We start from the raw sequence: 15,583 nt of genomic DNA, 5'->3' as shown, positions 1-15,583 counted from the left end.
GCACGGCGGGCGGGTCCGGCCGGGACGTCCCGGCCGGGCCCGCCACCGCGTGCTCAGCCCCGCGGGACCTCGCGGGTCGCCGCCCAGTGCAGCAGCTCGCCGGCGCTCCAGGTCGTGACGATCCGCCCGGCGGGGATGCCGGCCTCCTCCGCGCGGGCGCAGCTGAGGATCTGCCAGTCGAGCTGGCCCGGCGCGTGGGCGTCGCTGTCGATGCTGAACAGGGTGCCGGCCTCCAGGGCCTGGGCGAGCAGCCGGCGCGGCGGGTCGAGGCGGTGCGGGCTGCTGTTGAGCTCGACCGCGGTGCCGGAGGACGCGCAGGCGGCGAACACCTCGGCCGCGTCGAACGTCGACTCGGGACGCTCCTTGCCCTGCCGGCCGCGGGGCGTGATCAGCCGTCCCGTGCAGTGCCCGAGCACGTCGACCAGCGGGTTGGCGACGGCGGCGACCAGCCGGCGGGTGAACGCCTCGGCGGGCATGCGCAGTTCGGAGTGGGCGGAGGCCACCACGACGTCCAGCCGCGCCAGCAGGTCGTCGCGCTGGTCCAGCGAGCCGTCGGGCAGGATGTCGCACTCGATGCCGGTGAGCAGCCGGAAGGGCGCGAGCTCGGCGTTGACCTCGTCGACCACGTCGAGCTGGCGCAGCAGCCGCTCGGCGGTCAGCCCGCGGGCGACCTTCAGCCGCGGGCTGTGGTCGGTGAGCACCGCCCAGTCGTGGCCGAGGTCGCGGGCGGCGCGGGCCATCGTCATGACGGGGCTGCCGCCGTCCGACCAGTCGGAGTGCACGTGGCAGTCGCCCCGCAGCGCCTCCCGCAACTGCTGCCCGCCCTCGGCCAGCGGCGTGCGGGCCTCCTCCTCGAGATCCGCCAGGTAGGTGGGGGTGCGGCCCGCGTACGCGTCGGCGATCACCTGACCGGTGGTCCCGCCGATGCCCTTGAGGTCGGTGAAGCGTCCGGTGCGGGCGCGCCGCTCGCGCTCCTCGGCGGGCAGCGCGGCGAGCACGTCCGCGGCGTTGCGGAACGCCCGGACGCGGTACGTGGGCGCCTCCGCGCGTTCCAGCAGGAACGCGATCCGTTCCAGTGCCTCGATCGGCTCCATGGTGAGGGCTCTTCCCGGATCGGCGCCGGGCTAACGGCCGGGCCGCCCGGCGTCACCCGTCGGGCGGCCCGTGACACGGCGCGCGCGGGGCGGGGGGTTCGCGTCGTGCCGCCCCCCTGGCGGGCCGGCTACACGTTCGGCACCCTGAGCGCGTCCCAGGTCTCCTTTCCCGGCGGCCACTTCAGCGCCGCCCCGGTCCAGCCCTTGTGGTGCTCGGCGTTGTACTTGCGCTGCCACGCCTCGTAGGAGGCGATGTCGCCGGAGCCGATGACGTCCTTGTTGGCGCTGCTCTGGTAGTGGTTGCAGCCGACGGCGACGAGCCGGTCGTGCATCGCGGCCACGATCGGCGAGCGGCGGCCCACGGTGAACCAGGCCACGCCGGGGAACGGCTCGTAGGCGGGTGCGTGGCCCTTGGACGCCCAGGTGCGCAGGGCGGCGGCACTCGCGAAGTTCGCCACGTCGTGGTCGACGCCGCCGGTCTCGCTGTACTGGTGGAACGTCCACGGGTGGGTGATCTGGGGGTGGCCGGCCGGGGCGTTCGGGTCGGCGATCCACAGGCCGTCGCCGCAGAAGCTGGTCCGGTCGCGGTTCAGCCAGAAGTCGCGGTTGCAGTAGAGCACCACGCGGTGCGCGGGTGACGCGGCCTGCAGGTGCTTGATGAACTCGTCCTTCTCGGCGCCCGAGACCCCGGCGTCCTCCCAGTCCAGCGCGAGCACGTCGCCCGTCCCGGGGGCGGCGTGCTGCAGGAAGTACGTGACCTGCGCGGTCATCGAGCCGGGGCGGGCGAAGTGGTAGTGGCCGACGACCAGTCCGTGGCCGCGGCCCGTCGCGACCTGCGCGGCGTGGCGGGGGTTGACGTAGCTGCTGCCCTCGGTCGCCTTGACCATTACGAAGCTCAGGCCCGCGGTGCTGTAGTCGGTGCTCTGGTAGGAGGCGACGTCGATGCCGCTGACGGTCATGGGCGGTTCCTTTCGTACGGGCGCGGGCCCGGGTGGTGAGTGCGGTGCGCGGTGCTGGTGGGGGTGCCCGGTCGTGGGTGGGTGGCGGTGCGCGGTGGCCGGCTCAGTGGACGGCGCCGACCTCGAAGGTGCCGCCGCACACGAGGGGACTCGATGTTGCCAGGGACATCGACGCGGTGGAACCCGGCGGGTACACCAGGAGGAAAGTCGGCCTGCGCCAGCAACTGCCGCCCTTGATGCCCTGGTTGAGGGTGTGCAGGTCGGCCTCGACGGTCTGGCCGGGGGCGACCTCGACCGTCGTGCCGTGCGGGGGCGTGCGGTCCGCGGGGCGGCCGATGGTGCTGCCGTCACCGCGGATCAGCGACACGCCGGGGTAGCCGTCGAGAGTGCAGGTGCGGCTGCCGGTGTTGGTGAACCGCAACGGGTAGTAGACGCTGCCGGCGCCGTGGTCGGGGGTGCCCAGCCGCATGCGCAGGCCGGTGACGGTGCAGCGGCTCCCCGGCGTTCCCGAGGCGCGGGCGGCGGGCGCGGAGGCCGAGCCGGCGGCGGTCGGCGCTGGCTGCGGCGGGCCCGAGGTCGCGGACGGCGGCGCGGGGGTCGCGCTCTCCGGGGACGACGGAGACGGGGACGCCGCTGCCGAGGCGGACGTGCCGGGCGGCAGCAACGACGAGGACGAAGCGGACCGCGGCGGGCCGCCGTTGCCGCACGCGGTGGCGGCGACGGCCAGCAGGGTCACGGCACCGGCGGCGAGCAGCGGCCGCGTGCGCCTTGCGGATGCGGAACCGGGTTGCGTCGAGGTACCCATACCTGTCGGCTACTCACCCGGAAGGCGCTTCGAACCTCTGCGGTCACTATTGTTGCCGATCCCCCACATTCGGCGCCGGCGGGCTCGAACCGCCGTACGAGCCGGGGGTGTTCGTTCCAGCGCGCGACGCACCCGTCCGCCCGTGGAGCGCGCCCGGCGCGCGGGGCCCGGCCCTCAGCGCTCGCCCGGCCGCTGCTCGCCCTCCCCGGGCGCGCCAGGCCCGGGCGGCTCGCCGGCACCGGACGGCTCCGACGCCTCGGACGACGGCGACCACCGGTGCGCCCCGCCCCGCCCGGAGCCCGGCTCCCGCTCCTCGGGCGCGTCGCCGTCCTCCACCGTGTCCCCCTGCTCGCGCGCGGACTCGCGCCGCTCGCGCTCGTCGCGGTCCTCGCGTTCCTTCGCGCTCCGGTGCCGGCGGACCTCCCAGACCACCAGCGCGATGACGACCACGGCGGCGATCGCGATGGCGACCGCCGTACCGGCGGTGCGCTCGACCCGCTTGTAGGCGGCGCCGGCGAAGTACCCCAGCAGGGTGAAGCCGACGCCCCAGACGAGCCCGCCGGCCGCGTTGAAGGCCAGGAAGGTCCGGTAGGGCATGCGGGACATGCCCGCCAGCGCGGGCATCAGCGCGCGGAAGAACGCGATGAAGCGGCCGAGGAAGACCGCCACGGGCCCGCGCCGGCGGATCAGGTCCTGCGCGCTGCTGATCCGTTCCCGGTGGTTCCTGAGGAACCGGGTCTCCAGGATGCGCGGCCCGAGGCGCGCGCCGACCTCGTACCCGACGGTGTCGCCGAGAACGGCGGCCACGACGACGACCAGGCAGAGCCAGTACACCGAGACGTGGCCCTGGGAGGCGACGACGCCGCCGAGCACGACCGCGGTCTCGCCGGGCAGCACGAACCCGAAGAACAGCGCGTCCTCGCAGAAGACCAGGGCGCCCACGACGGCGTACACCATGGGCGGCGAGGCGTGCTGGAGCCAGTTGGTGATGCTGTGCATGCGGCGGCGGCTCCCGTCACCTGACCGGTCGGCGGCGCCCGCGCAGCCGCGAGTAGCCGTAGGCGAGATCGGCGACGAAGACGATCACGGCGATCGCCAGCACCCACCCGAGGCCGCTGGCGGCGGCGCCGATGATGCCGAGCACGAAGGCCACGATGATCATCAGCAGGAACACCGTCATGCGTCGGACTCCTTTCGCGGGCGCGCCGGCGGTGCGCGCGCCCGTCCGGCTCCGGCCGCCTCAGCGGCGGGCGAGCTGGCGGACGCCGTCCGCCCCGGGCTTGTACGTCAGTCCGTAGTGCTGGAAGATCGCCTCCTCTTCCTCCATCGGCAGGACGTCGTCCGTGCCGATCGAGGGGGCCGACTTGACCAGCTCCTTGGTATACGGGACACGTATGTAGTCCGGGCCCGCGACCACCTCGCCCACCGGCACGAACACGAGCCGGTAGCGGGTCGGCAGTCCGGTGCGGACGGTCGCCATGGAGGGCTGGTCCGTCGCCGTGTCGACGTAGACCGCCTCCAGGACACCGATCTTGTGGCCGTCGTCGTCGACCACGGCGTAGTCACGCCACTCGCGGAGATCAGCGGGGTGGATCATCTCAGCCCTCCTGCCGCGGGCACGGCCGGTGCCCTCTCTGTCCGTCTGCCCCGGTGCGGCGCCGGTATCCACCGGGTTCGCGGGTCGGGGTCCGGGGAATTCCCCGGCGGGGCCCGTCAGCCGACCGCGACCTCGCTGCGGTCGCCGCTCCAGAGCGTGTGGAACACGCCGTCGCGGTCGGTGCGGCGGTAGGTGTGGGCGCCGAAGAAGTCCCGCTGGGCCTGGGTGAGCGCGGCGGGGAGCCGGCCGGCGCGCAGCGCGTCGTAGTAGGCCAGCGCGGCGGAGAAGCCGGGCACGGGCACGCCGTGGTGCACCGCCGCGGCGACGACGGACCGCCAGTCGTCCTGCGCGGTGCCGATCTCCTCGGCGAAGCGCTTGTCGGACAGCAGGCTGGGCAGGTCGGGCCGGCTGTCGTAGGCGGCCGTGATCCGGTCGAGGAACGCGGCCCTGATGATGCAGCCGCCGCGCCAGATCGCCGCGATCCTGCCGAGGTCGATGTCCCAGTCGTACATGTCGCTGCCGGCCTGGATCATGTGGAAGCCCTGGGTGTACGAGACGATCTTCGACGCGTACAGGGCCTGCTCGACCTGGTCGGCGAAGACCGCCGCCGCGTCCGGGGTGAGCGGGGTGCCGGCGCCGGGGCCCGGCAGGTCGCGGGAGGCGGCCCGCAGGTCCGCGTGCCCGGACAGGGAGCGGGCGAAGACCGCCTCGCCGATGCCGGAGACGGGCACGCCGAGGTCGAGGGCGATCTGCACCGTCCAGCGGCCGGTGCCCTTCTGCTCGGCCTGGTCCTCGACGACGTCGACGAAGGGCTTGCCGGTGGCGGCGTCGGTGTGGGCGAGCACCTCGGCGGTGATCTCGATCAGGTAGGAGTCCAGGCGCCCGGTGTTCCAGGTGCGGAAGGTCTCCGCGATCTGCCGCGGCTCGTACCCGGCGACCTCCCGCAGCAGGTGGTACGCCTCGGCGATGAGCTGCATGTCGGCGTACTCGATGCCGTTGTGCACCATCTTGACGAAGTGCCCGGCGCCGTCGGGTCCGATGTGGGTGGTGCAGGGGGCGCCGTCCTTGGCCTTGGCGGCGATGGTCTCCAGCATCGGGCCGAGCGTGGTGTAGGACTCCGGGGAGCCGCCCGGCATGATCGACGGGCCGTTGAGCGCGCCCTCCTCGCCGCCGGAGATCCCGGCGCCGACGAAGTGGACGCCCTTCTGCCGCAGGTCGTGCTCGCGGCGCCGGGTGTCCTCGAAGTGCGCGTTGCCGCCGTCGACGATCATGTCGCCCGGTTCGAGCAGCGGGGCGAACTCGGAGATCACCGCGTCGGTGGGGTCTCCGGCCTTGACCATGACGACGATGCGGCGCGGCGTGGCCAGGGCGGCGACGAGCTCCTCCGCGGTAGCCGCGGGGACGAACATGCCCTCCTCGCCGTGCTCCTCCAGGAGGGTGTCGGTCTTGGCCTTCGTCCGGTTGTGCACGGCGACGGTGTAGCCGTGCCGGGCGAAGTTCCTGGCCAGGTTGCTGCCCATCACCGCGAGGCCCGTGACGCCGATGTCCGCGCGTCCGTCGCCGCCGGTCCCGCCTGCTCCGTTCGATGCACTCATGCGCCGCTCCCGCCGAGGTCGTCCCATGGCTCTGCTCGTGCCATTGTCGGCCGGATCACGGTCGGGCGCGCCCCGCACCGCCGCCGAACGGGCGGTCCCGCGGCGGCGGGACCGCCGGCCGGCGGCCGCGGGAGCCCGTGACTCAGCGGAAGCCGGCGACGGTGTGCGGGGCGTAGGGCTCCTCCAGGAACGCCATCTCCTCGTCGTCGAGGCCCACCTCCAGGGCGGCCACGGCGTCGTCGAGGTGCTGGGCCTTGGTGACGCCGACGATGGGGGCGGTGACCCCGGGCCTGGCCGCGAGCCAGGCCAGCGCGATCCGGGCGGGCGGCAGGCCGCGCCGTTCGGCGAGCTCGGCGACGCGTTCCACGATGACCCGGTCGCTGTCGTGGTAAAGGGTCCGGCCGAACTCGTCGGTCTCGGTCCGGGCGGTGGTGGCGTCCCAGGGTCGGGTGAGCCGCCCGCGGGCCAGCGGACTCCACGGGATGACCGCGACGCCCTGGTCCTGGCACAGCGGCAGCATCTCGCGCTCCTCCTCGCGGTAGAGGAGGTTGTAGTGGTTCTGCATGGACACGAACCGGGTCCAGCCGTGCCGGTCCGCGGTGAACAGCGCCTTGGCGAACTGCCAGGCGTGCATGGAGGACGCGCCGATGTACCGGGCCTTGCCGGCCTTCACCACGTCGTGCAGGGCCTCCAGGGTCTCCTCGATCGGCGTGTCGTAGTCCCAGCGGTGGATCTGGTACAGGTCGACGTGGTCGACGCCGAGGCGGCGCAGGCTGTGGTCGATCTCGCTGAGGATCGCCCGGCGGGACAGGCCGCCGCCGTTGGGACCGGGCCGCATCCGGCCGTGCACCTTGGTCGCGATCACGACGTCGTCGCGGGAGGCGAAGTCGTGCAGCGCCCGGCCCAGGATCTCCTCGCTGCTTCCGTCGGAGTACACGTTGGCGGTGTCGAAGAACGTGACCCCGGCGTCCAGCGAGCGCCGGATGAGCGCACGCGAGGACTCCTCGTCGAGGGTCCACTGGTGGTTGCCGCGGGAGGGTTCGCCGAAGCTCATGCAGCCGAGGCTGATCGCGGACACCTCCAGGCCGGTCGAGCCGAGTCGGGTGTAGCGCATGCGGGGCCTCCCTGGGCATGGACCCGCGGGCGGACGCTCCCCGGGCCGGGCGGAATGGAGCCGGCGGTACACGCCGCGACCGGTCGCCGGACGGCGTGAACCGATCATGAAGTCTAGGAGCCGGCCGTCGGCCGTAAGTCGCCAGGGTCCCGTGAGCGGCGGTCAGCCAGTGGCGTGCCCGGAGGTCACCAGGCGCCGCGCGCGTGGAGCGCCAGACGGACCGTGATGCGCTTGCCGACCGGCTCGCGCTGCACGTCGAACCCCTCGCACAGGGCGAAGACGATCTCCAGCCCGTGCTGGCCGATGCGGCCGGGCTCGGCGGCGCGTGCCATCGGCAGTACGGGCTCGCTGTCCCACAGGGTGATCTCCAGGACCGTGCCGCGGACCTCCAGGCTCAGCGCGCTGGGGCCGGGGGCGTACTTGCACGCGTTCGTCACCAGCTCGCTGACCACCAGCTGCGCTTCCGACACGGTGGCGGCCGGTACCCGGATGCCGGACTCGCGCACCTGGTCCAGGAACTCACGGGCCAGCAGCCGGGCGTCGGCGATCGACTCGGTGCCTCCGTCGTAGGCCGCGCCCGCCCGCAGCCCGGAGCGGGGCGAGCCCTCCCGGCCGCGGCCGGCCGTCACGTACGCCATGTCATCTCCTGCACCCCCGTCAAGGCCGCCCGTTCGACCGACAGGCGTGTACCCGCTGATCCCGGTGGTATGCCACGGGCGTCTCCCCACGTCCGGAGGCGTGGGTTCCGCCACCTGTTTGCCCGGCCGGGGTTGCGCTGCACAGGCGGTGCTGTGTGGACTGGGAGTCCTCTTGCCGACGAGTTCCCTGACGCAGAAGGCCAGGTCGCCGCATGGAGAAGTGGGCCGGACATCCGTTCCCGCTCGGAGCCGACTACGACGGCGCCGGTACCAATTTCGCGCTGTTCACCGAGGCGGCCGAGAACGTCGAGCTGTGCCTGCTCGACGACGACGGTGGCGAGGAGCGCATCGCGCTGGAGGAGGTCGACGGGGTCATCTGGCACGCGTACCTGCCCGGAGTCGGTCCCGGGCAGCGGTACGGCTACCGCGTGTCCGGGCCGTACGACCCGGACGGCGGGCACCGCTGCAACCCCGCGAAGCTGCTGCTCGACCCGTACGCGAAGGCGGTGGAGGGCCAGGCGGACGGCCACCGGGCGCTGCTGGGCTACCGTACGGACGACCCGGACCGGCCGGACTTCCAGGACAGCCGCGCGCACACCATGCTGTCGGTGGTCGCCGACCCCGCGTTCGACTGGGGCGGGGACCGCCCGATCAAGCGGCCGTACCACGAGTCGGTGATGTACGAGGCCCACGTGCGGGGTCTGACCCGCCGGCACCCGGACCTGCCGCCGGAACTGCGCGGCACCTACGCGGGCCTGGCCAACCCGGCGGTGGTCGACCACCTGACGCGGCTGGGCGTCACGGCGGTGGAGCTGATGCCGGTCCACCAGTTCGTGCAGGACGGCCATCTGCTGTCGCGCGGCCTGACGAACTACTGGGGCTACAACACCATCGGCTTCTTCGCGCCCCACAACGCCTACTCGGCCTCCGGCGGGCGCGGCGGGCAGGTGACCGAGTTCAAGTCGATGGTGAAGGCCCTGCACGCGGCCGGCATCGAGGTGATCCTCGACGTCGTCTACAACCACACCGCCGAGGGCAGCCACCTGGGCCCGACCCTGTCGTTCCGCGGCATCGACAACGCCTCGTACTACCGCCTGGTCGACGACGACAAGGCGCACTACTTCGACACCACCGGCACCGGCAACAGCCTGCTGATGCGGCACCCGAACGTGCTGCAGCTGATCATGGACAGCCTGCGGTACTGGGTCACCGAGATGCACGTCGACGGCTTCCGCTTCGACCTGGCGGCCACGCTGGCCCGGCAGTTCCACGAGGTCGACCGCCTCTCGGCGTTCTTCGACCTGGTCCAGCAGGACCCGGTGGTGAGCCGCGTCAAGCTGATCGCCGAGCCCTGGGACGTCGGCGACGGCGGCTACCAGGTCGGCAACTTCCCGCAGCTGTGGAGCGAGTGGAACGGCAAGTACCGGGACGGCGTGCGGGACTTCTGGCGCGGCCAGGAGGGCGCCCTGCCGGAGTTCGCGTCCCGGCTGACCGGGTCCTCCGACCTGTACGAGGTCGACCACCGCCGCCCGCGGGCCGGCATCAACTTCGTCACCGCCCACGACGGCTTCACGCTCCGCGACCTGGTGTCGTACAACGACAAGCACAACGACGCCAACGGCGAGGGCAACCGGGACGGCGAGAGCCACAACCGGTCCTGGAACTGCGGCGTCGAGGGCGAGACGGCCGACCCGGACGTGCTCGCGCTGCGGGCGCGGCAGCAGCGCAACTTCCTGGCGACGCTGCTGATCTCGCAGGGCGTGCCGATGCTCTGCCACGGCGACGAGCTCGGCCGCACGCAGCAGGGCAACAACAACGCGTACTGCCAGGACAGCGAGTTGACCTGGGTCGACTGGGACCTCGGGGCGGACCAGCGGCAACTGCTCGACTTCACCCGGCGGATGATCGCCCTGCGCCGGGCGCACCCGGTCCTGCGGATGCGCCGCTTCTTCCGCGGTCGCCCCTCGGGCGGTCTGGCGCCGGCCGACCTGACCTGGCTGCGCCCGGACGGCCGGGAGATGAGCGGCCAGGACTGGAGCCGCTCGGACGCGCACGCCATCGCGGTGCATCTGAACGGGGACGGGATCGGCGAACGCGACATGCAGGGGCGGCCGGTGCGCGACGACTCGTTCCTGGTGCTGCTCAACTCCCACTGGGAGCACGTGGTGTTCACGCTGCCTGGGCCCGAGTTCGGCGACTGCTGGAAGGTCGAGGCGGACACCGCCGACCTCTCGGCGGGCCCGGCCGGCCCGGCTGCGTATGGCCCCGGCGAGCGGGTCAAGGCCGAGGCCCGCTCGATGGTGCTGCTCGTCCGCGACGACGGCACGCGCGAGCCCGGGGGCGGCCGGCCGGACGTCGCCGGGCGCCCGGCGGCGGACCCCGGCCGGGACGGCGACACGGCGGGTTCCGGACTGCCGCGGGAGGGCGGCCGGCGCTGACCGGGCGCCGCCTCAGGCGCGGCCCGCGACGGGCTGCGGCTCGTGTCGCGGTGCCGCGACCTCCCGGGGCAGCAGCAGCGGCGTGGCGAGCAGCAGCAGACCGGCGATCGCGATGGCGGTCCTGGGACCCGTCACGCCCGCCAGCACGCCCCACAGCGCCGTCATCACGGCGATACTCGCGCTGGTCGACACCGACCAGGCGGACAGGGTGCGGGCGACCCGCCCGGCGGGCGCGTGCTCCAGCCGGTAGGTGGCGTACACCGGGTTGAACACGCCGCAGCAGGCGATCAGCCCGAACTCGACACCGATGACCAGGGCCAGCCCCGCGGCACCCGGGCCGACGAACGCCAGGCCGACGGACCAGCAGGCGCGCAGCACCCCGGAGACGTGCAGCACCCGGTACTGCCCGTATCGGGTGACCAGCCTGCCGGCCAGCCGCGCGCCGGCCAGCCCGCCGAGACACGGCAGCCCGAACGCGAGGCCGTACTGCCACGGCGCGAACCCGAGGCGGCCGAGCATCAGAACCGCCAGCAGCGGACCTGAGGCCATGATCAGGCCGTTGACGAGGACGGAGTTGAAGAACAGCGGGCGCAGCGCCGGCGAGGCGAGGATGCACCGCCAGCCTTCGAGCAGGTCGCCGGGGCGCGGACGGCCGGCTCCCGCGTCGGCCGGGCGTTCGGGGCGCGCCTCGCCGCCGCCGACGGCCCCGAGCCCCGCGGCCGACAGCACGAAGCTGACCGCGTTGGCGACGACCGTGGCGACCGGTCCGAGCAGGCCGATCGCGGCGCCGCCGAGTGGCGGGCCCAGCATGGTGGTGGTCCACGCGGTGGACTCCAGGCGCCCGTTGGCCGCGAGCAGCCGCTCGGGCGGCACCAGCGCCTTCAGGCAGGCGCCGCTGGCCGCCTTGAAGGTGATGTCGGCTGCGCCGACGACGACGGACACCGCCAGCAGTTGGGCGAAGGTGAGGCAGCCCAGCCCGTAGGCGGCGGGCACGGTCAGCAGCGCGGCGAAGCGCAGCAGGTCCATCGCCATCATCACCGGCCGCTTGCGGCGGAACTCCATCCACGGGCCGAGCGGTACGGCCAGCACCGCACCGACGGCGAGGCCCGCGGCGGCCAGCGCCGACACCTCGACGGGACCGGAGTGGAGGACCCGGACGGCGATCAGCGGGAAGGCGTCGAACGCCAGCCACGTGCCGAGGGCGCTGACCGCGTAGGCCGCCCACAGCCACCCGAACGCCCGCCCCAACCGCTGCCCGGCCGCCATGCCGCACCTCCTCGACGTCGTGCCCGGTGCGCCCGGACAACCGCGCGTTGACCGGGACGATCCAACCGAGGAGCGCGACCACGGGTCAAACAACTCGCGCCGCGCGCCGCACAACCGGACGTTGTGGGCCGCGGTCACGGCACGCCTCAGGACGCGTCGGTCCGCGGGAACACGCACTCGTCGAGGATGATGCCGAGGGCGACGGCGACCGGGATGGCGACCAGGCCGCCGACGATGCCCAGCAGCGATCCGCCGATGAGGACGGCGACGACGGTGACCACCGGGTGCACGTCGACCGCGAACTTCATGGCACGCGGCATGATCAGGTAGTCCTCGGCGAGCCGGAACGCGGTGTAGAAGCCGGTGGTGGCCAGGGCGACGGGCAGCGACACCGCGAGGGCGACCAGGCTCACCACCACTCCCCCGACGGTCGAGCCGACCACCGGGACCATGTCGACCAGGCCGACCAGGAACCCGAGGGCCGCCGGGTAGGGCACGCCCATCGCCGAGCACCAGGCGAACGTCGACAGTCCCGCCACCGCGGAGGTGAGGGTGTTGCCGAGCATGAACCGGCCGACGCGGCTGAGGATCTCCTCGCTCAGCGCCTCCGCGCGCGCACGGCGGGTGCCGGGCACGAACCGGTAGCAGAACCGCTTGATCGCGGGCAGCGCGGCCATCACGTACAAGGTCACCGTCACGACGACCACGAGCGAGGTCAGGGCGCTGACGACCATGCGGCCCGCTCCCAGCACCCCGCCGGCGACCTCGGACGCGCCGCCGCCGCTGCCGAGTTGGGTCTGCACACGCTCGATGACGTGGTACCGGTCCTCCAGCCGTCCCAGGAGGGACTGGTGGTCGTGCAGCTGCCGGCGCCAGCGGGGCACCGCGCCCGTCAGGGACGTGACGGCCCGGCTGACCGGCGGGATGACCAGCGCGACGAAGCCGCCCAGCAGCCCGGCGAGCCCCAGGGCCACGGTCAGCACGGCCCAGCCTCGGCGCATCCCGCGGCGCCCCAGCCACGCCACCACCGGCTCCAGGCTGACCGCGATGAAGGCGGCGAGCAGCAGCAGGGTCAGCAGTTCGCTCAGCCGCAGCACCAGGTGGACGAGCAGCCACGCCAGAGTGGCGCCGAGCGCGGCGCCGAAGCCGACCCCGAACCAGGCCCTGGCCTCCGAACGGGTCGGCAGCGTCCGGGGCACGCGGGACACCCGCTCCGGCACGGCGGACACGGCCGCGGCGGGGGGCGCGGCGGCCTCGAGGACCGCATCGGCCGGGGCGTCGGTCATGGCGGGGTCTCCTTGTCGGCGGGGTTCGGGGCTGGACGGGACAGGGGCGGGACGGCCGGGTCGGCGGTCGCCGGTCCGCGCCGGCCCCGCCCACCCTGCACACGCGCCCGACCGCTCCAACGCCGCGACCCGGCGGCCGGTCACCCGAAAACCCCCGGTCAGGTGCAGCCTCCGGAGGGACCCCGGCCGCCGCGCCGGGGCCGGGCCCTCCCTTCCACGGGCAAGCCCCGCGTCCTCGTTCGGCAAAGGATCGGGGTCTCCGGCACGGGCCGCGGGACGCCCGCGCAGCGTCGCCACCTGGGCAGAGCCGCACGGAAACGCGCCCCACCCCGGCCGGAAATGCGGAATTCACATGCCGTCAAGTTTTACCTGGTCCCATCGCGGCTAACCCGCTGGTCAAGGGGGATCCGGTCCATTTTCCCGTCAGCGCGGGACGTCCCGATGGGTGCGCGTCATGAGCGAACTGCGTGTGCTGTCGATCTACGAGGGTTTCTTTTCCGGCGGAGCCCGCATTCTGCACAGTGATGTGCTGCTGGGGCTGCACGGCGGGGCGCAGCGTCATTCGGTGCTGAGCATCGAAGGCGAGATGTACCGGGAGGCCACGCGGCAGCCCATGGAGGAGGACGCCTGCTACCGGTCGCTGACCGCCGGCGGCGTCCAGGTGGCGGCGCTGCGCCGCGAGACGGGCACCGCCGGCTCCCCGGACGCGGCGGACGCGCCGCCGGTCTTCACCGCGGACGAGCTGGCGGCGACCGCGCGGGCCACCGCGGCGGCCGACGTCGTCCTGTCGCTCAAGGAGCAGCCGCTGGCGCTGCTCAACCAGGCGGGCCTGCCGCTGCGCCCGGTCGTGGTGTGCCTGCACCGCTCGGACCCCGAGAACCAGGGCCCGGCGCTCGACGCGCTGCTCGCCGCGGTCGCCGCCGGCCGAGTGCAGGCCTGCGTGTGCTGCGCGGAGTCCACCCGGCTCGCGTACGCGGCCGCCGGCGTGCCCGCCGAGCTGCTGCACGTCATCCCGAACGGCGTGGACCTGCTGCGGTTCCGGCCGGACGCCTCCCGCCGCGCGAGCGTGCGGGCGGCCCTGGGCATCCCCGCGCGGGCACCGGTCGTGACGTTCGCGGCGCGCTGGGCCGCCATGAAGAACGTGCCGCTGTTCCTCGCCTCGGCCCGGGAGTTCCTGCGCCGCGACCCGGCCGGGTACGTGGTGATGTGCGGAGCCGGGATGACGGCGGACAACCCGGGGCTGCGTGAGGAGATCGCGTCGGCGCTCGGTGGCGAGCCGTGGCTGGCCGACCGCATGCGGATGCTCGGGGTGCGCGGCGACATGGAGGCGCTGTACGCGGCGAGCGACGTGGTGTCGCTGACGTCGTCGTCCGGCGAGGCGGCGCCGCTGTGCCTGATCGAGGGCATGATGTGCGGCGCGATCCCGGTGGCCACCGACGTCGGCGACTGCGCGCAACTGGTGGCGGGCCGGGGGCTGCTGACCCCGTTCGACCCGGAGGCCATCGCCGCGGCCTGGACCGAGGCGGTGGTGCGGGCGCCGCTGTTCGCACCGGCGCTCGAGGCCGCCCGCGAGCAGTTCAGCCGGACGCGGATGGTCGCGGCCTACGGCGCGCTCCTCGACCAGGTGCACGGCGGCGTGCCGCGCGCCGCGCTGCCCGAGCCGCTGTAGACCCCCGGGCCGCAGCGCAGGAGGCAGGGCACCCCGCACGCGGCGGTGCGGGGTGCCCTGCCGCGTGCCAAGCCACGCCGGCCGGGCGGGACTCCGCGGACACGCCCTAGCCGGGGCCCTGCCCCGGCCGGACGTCGCCGCCGTCCGCGTGGCGCCCTGTGCCTCGCACCGCGGCTTCGTCCCCGCCGCGACCGGCGCCGGGGTTCTCGGCCCGCTCGGCGGCCTCGGCCCGCTGCTTGAGCAGCCGCAAGCGCTCGTCCCACGTCTCGGCGAGGTGCGTCATCCAGGAGGCGGTGGCCAGCAGCGGTTCGGGGCGCACGCTGAAGAGCACCTCGCGTCCCGCCCGCCGCGCGGCGACGAGTCGGGCGCGCTCCAGCACCGCGAGGTGCTGCACCACGGCCTGCCGGGAGACGGTGACCTCCGCGGCCAGCGTCGTCGCGCTCGACGGGCGGCGGACGGCGAGCAGATCGAGCAGCAGACGGCGGGTGGGGTCGGCGAGCGCGGCGAAGACGCCGTCGATCTCCGGCGGGGCCGCGGGGGCACCCGCAGGGCTCATGCCGTCTCCGCCCGGGTCCGCAGCGAGCCCAGCTCCAGCTTCCAGCCCTCGGTGTTGGCGTTGAAGCCCTGCGTCCTGACCTCGTCGGAGGCCTCGACCGACGCGAACCCGCTCTCGGTCACCGTGACGCGCACTCCCGCGGGCAGCTCCTCGACGGCGAACTCGACGAGGGTGGTCCGCCCTGGGGCGAGCTCCTCACCGGGGAACTGGCTGGCCCAGCGGAACGCGGCGTAGGTGCGCGGGTCGAGCTTGACGACCTCCACGGGGAAGCGGCCGTACTTGGCGCTCTCCCGCACGGTCTGGTGGCCCGGCGTGCGGTCCGGCACCACCTCGTGGTCCGTGGGCACCCACCAGCCGGGCTCGGTCACCAGGTCCCAGACGCGTTCCAGGCCGGCGTCGATGGTGATGTCCTGAACGATGCGGTCTTCCATGACGGTCGCCTCCTCGGCGGTCCTGCTCTCGTCCCTGCGCGCGTGGACGTCCTCCATGCGCAAGTCCAGGCTTGCACGTCATCCGCGCATGTGCAAGCAGAGGCTTGCACATGGGGGGCGGGGCACCGCGAACGC

General features: G+C 73.9%; 15 protein-coding genes. 2 read left to right on the top strand and 13 right to left on the bottom strand.

Features of this window, described 5'->3' with window-relative positions; genetic code table 11:
* Positions 1-53 precede the first annotated feature (53 nt).
* From BMW99_RS17635 to BMW99_RS17600, 9 genes are all read right to left on the bottom strand, one after another.
* Entirely contained in the window at positions 54-1,094 is a 1,041-nt protein-coding gene (locus BMW99_RS17635; RefSeq protein ID WP_069465671.1) for a PHP domain-containing protein, read from the bottom strand.
* Between the two features lie 128 nt (positions 1,095-1,222).
* Positions 1,223-2,053: a GH25 family lysozyme gene (locus BMW99_RS17630; RefSeq protein WP_069465670.1), complete on the bottom strand. Its 831-nt coding sequence runs from the start codon at positions 2,051-2,053 to the stop codon at positions 1,223-1,225.
* A 103-nt stretch (positions 2,054-2,156) separates the two neighbouring features.
* Positions 2,157-2,858 carry a DUF4232 domain-containing protein gene (locus BMW99_RS17625; protein WP_079138763.1) on the bottom strand — a complete coding sequence of 234 codons (702 nt, stop codon included), beginning with the start codon at positions 2,856-2,858 and terminating at the stop codon, positions 2,157-2,159.
* Between the two features lie 174 nt (positions 2,859-3,032).
* Entirely contained in the window at positions 3,033-3,857 is an 825-nt protein-coding gene (locus BMW99_RS17620; protein WP_079176096.1) for a DedA family protein, read from the bottom strand.
* A 16-nt stretch (positions 3,858-3,873) separates the two neighbouring features.
* Positions 3,874-4,038, bottom strand: a complete 165-nt coding sequence (locus tag BMW99_RS41350; protein ID WP_176735369.1) for a hypothetical protein — start codon at positions 4,036-4,038, stop codon at positions 3,874-3,876.
* A 60-nt stretch (positions 4,039-4,098) separates the two neighbouring features.
* A complete protein-coding gene (locus tag BMW99_RS17615; RefSeq protein WP_069461810.1) occupies positions 4,099-4,455 on the bottom strand; it encodes a PRC-barrel domain-containing protein in 357 nt (118 codons plus the stop codon).
* 116 nt (positions 4,456-4,571) lie between these two features.
* Positions 4,572-6,050 (bottom strand): NADP-dependent phosphogluconate dehydrogenase, encoded by a 1,479-nt coding sequence (gene gndA / locus BMW99_RS17610; RefSeq protein WP_069461809.1) that lies wholly within the window; start codon positions 6,048-6,050, stop codon positions 4,572-4,574.
* A 142-nt stretch (positions 6,051-6,192) separates the two neighbouring features.
* On the bottom strand, positions 6,193-7,164 hold the full coding sequence (locus BMW99_RS17605; protein ID WP_069461808.1) for an aldo/keto reductase: 972 nt from the start codon (positions 7,162-7,164) through the stop codon (positions 6,193-6,195).
* Between the two features lie 185 nt (positions 7,165-7,349).
* Positions 7,350-7,802 carry an ATP-binding protein gene (locus BMW99_RS17600; protein WP_069461807.1) on the bottom strand — a complete coding sequence of 151 codons (453 nt, stop codon included), beginning with the start codon at positions 7,800-7,802 and terminating at the stop codon, positions 7,350-7,352.
* Positions 7,803-8,014: 212 nt separating this feature from the next.
* Here BMW99_RS17600 and glgX point away from each other — a divergent pair, with 212 nt between their 5' ends.
* On the top strand, positions 8,015-10,240 hold the full coding sequence (gene glgX, locus BMW99_RS17595) for a glycogen debranching protein GlgX (RefSeq protein WP_079138160.1): 2,226 nt from the start codon (positions 8,015-8,017) through the stop codon (positions 10,238-10,240).
* A 12-nt stretch (positions 10,241-10,252) separates the two neighbouring features.
* On the opposite strand, the gene BMW99_RS17590 is transcribed toward glgX, so the two are convergent.
* Both BMW99_RS17590 and BMW99_RS17585 read right to left on the bottom strand, forming a co-directional pair.
* On the bottom strand, positions 10,253-11,506 hold the full coding sequence (locus BMW99_RS17590) for an MFS transporter (protein ID WP_075017109.1): 1,254 nt from the start codon (positions 11,504-11,506) through the stop codon (positions 10,253-10,255).
* Positions 11,507-11,652: 146 nt separating this feature from the next.
* Positions 11,653-12,792, bottom strand: coding sequence for an AI-2E family transporter (locus BMW99_RS17585; protein ID WP_075017108.1), 1,140 nt, complete (start codon positions 12,790-12,792; stop codon positions 11,653-11,655).
* Between the two features lie 454 nt (positions 12,793-13,246).
* Between BMW99_RS17585 and BMW99_RS17580 the strand changes: the two genes are divergently transcribed.
* Positions 13,247-14,461 carry a glycosyltransferase gene (locus tag BMW99_RS17580; RefSeq protein WP_322900206.1) on the top strand — a complete coding sequence of 405 codons (1,215 nt, stop codon included), beginning with the start codon at positions 13,247-13,249 and terminating at the stop codon, positions 14,459-14,461.
* Between the two features lie 106 nt (positions 14,462-14,567).
* Here BMW99_RS17580 and BMW99_RS17575 read toward each other — a convergent pair whose 3' ends face one another.
* Positions 14,568-15,017: an ArsR/SmtB family transcription factor gene (locus tag BMW99_RS17575; protein WP_069467457.1), complete on the bottom strand. Its 450-nt coding sequence runs from the start codon at positions 15,015-15,017 to the stop codon at positions 14,568-14,570.
* Entirely contained in the window at positions 15,014-15,505 is a 492-nt protein-coding gene (locus tag BMW99_RS17570; protein ID WP_079139096.1) for an SRPBCC domain-containing protein, read from the bottom strand. The genes BMW99_RS17575 and BMW99_RS17570 overlap by 4 nt, the downstream gene beginning before the upstream one ends.
* Between the last annotated feature and the right edge of the window lie 78 nt (positions 15,506-15,583).

The organism is Actinacidiphila rubida, assembly GCF_900110255.1.
Classification (GTDB): domain Bacteria; phylum Actinomycetota; class Actinomycetes; order Streptomycetales; family Streptomycetaceae; genus Actinacidiphila; species Actinacidiphila rubida.
The sequence above is the reverse complement of the archived record's forward strand: the minus strand, read 5'-3'. Positions and strand labels throughout refer to the sequence as shown.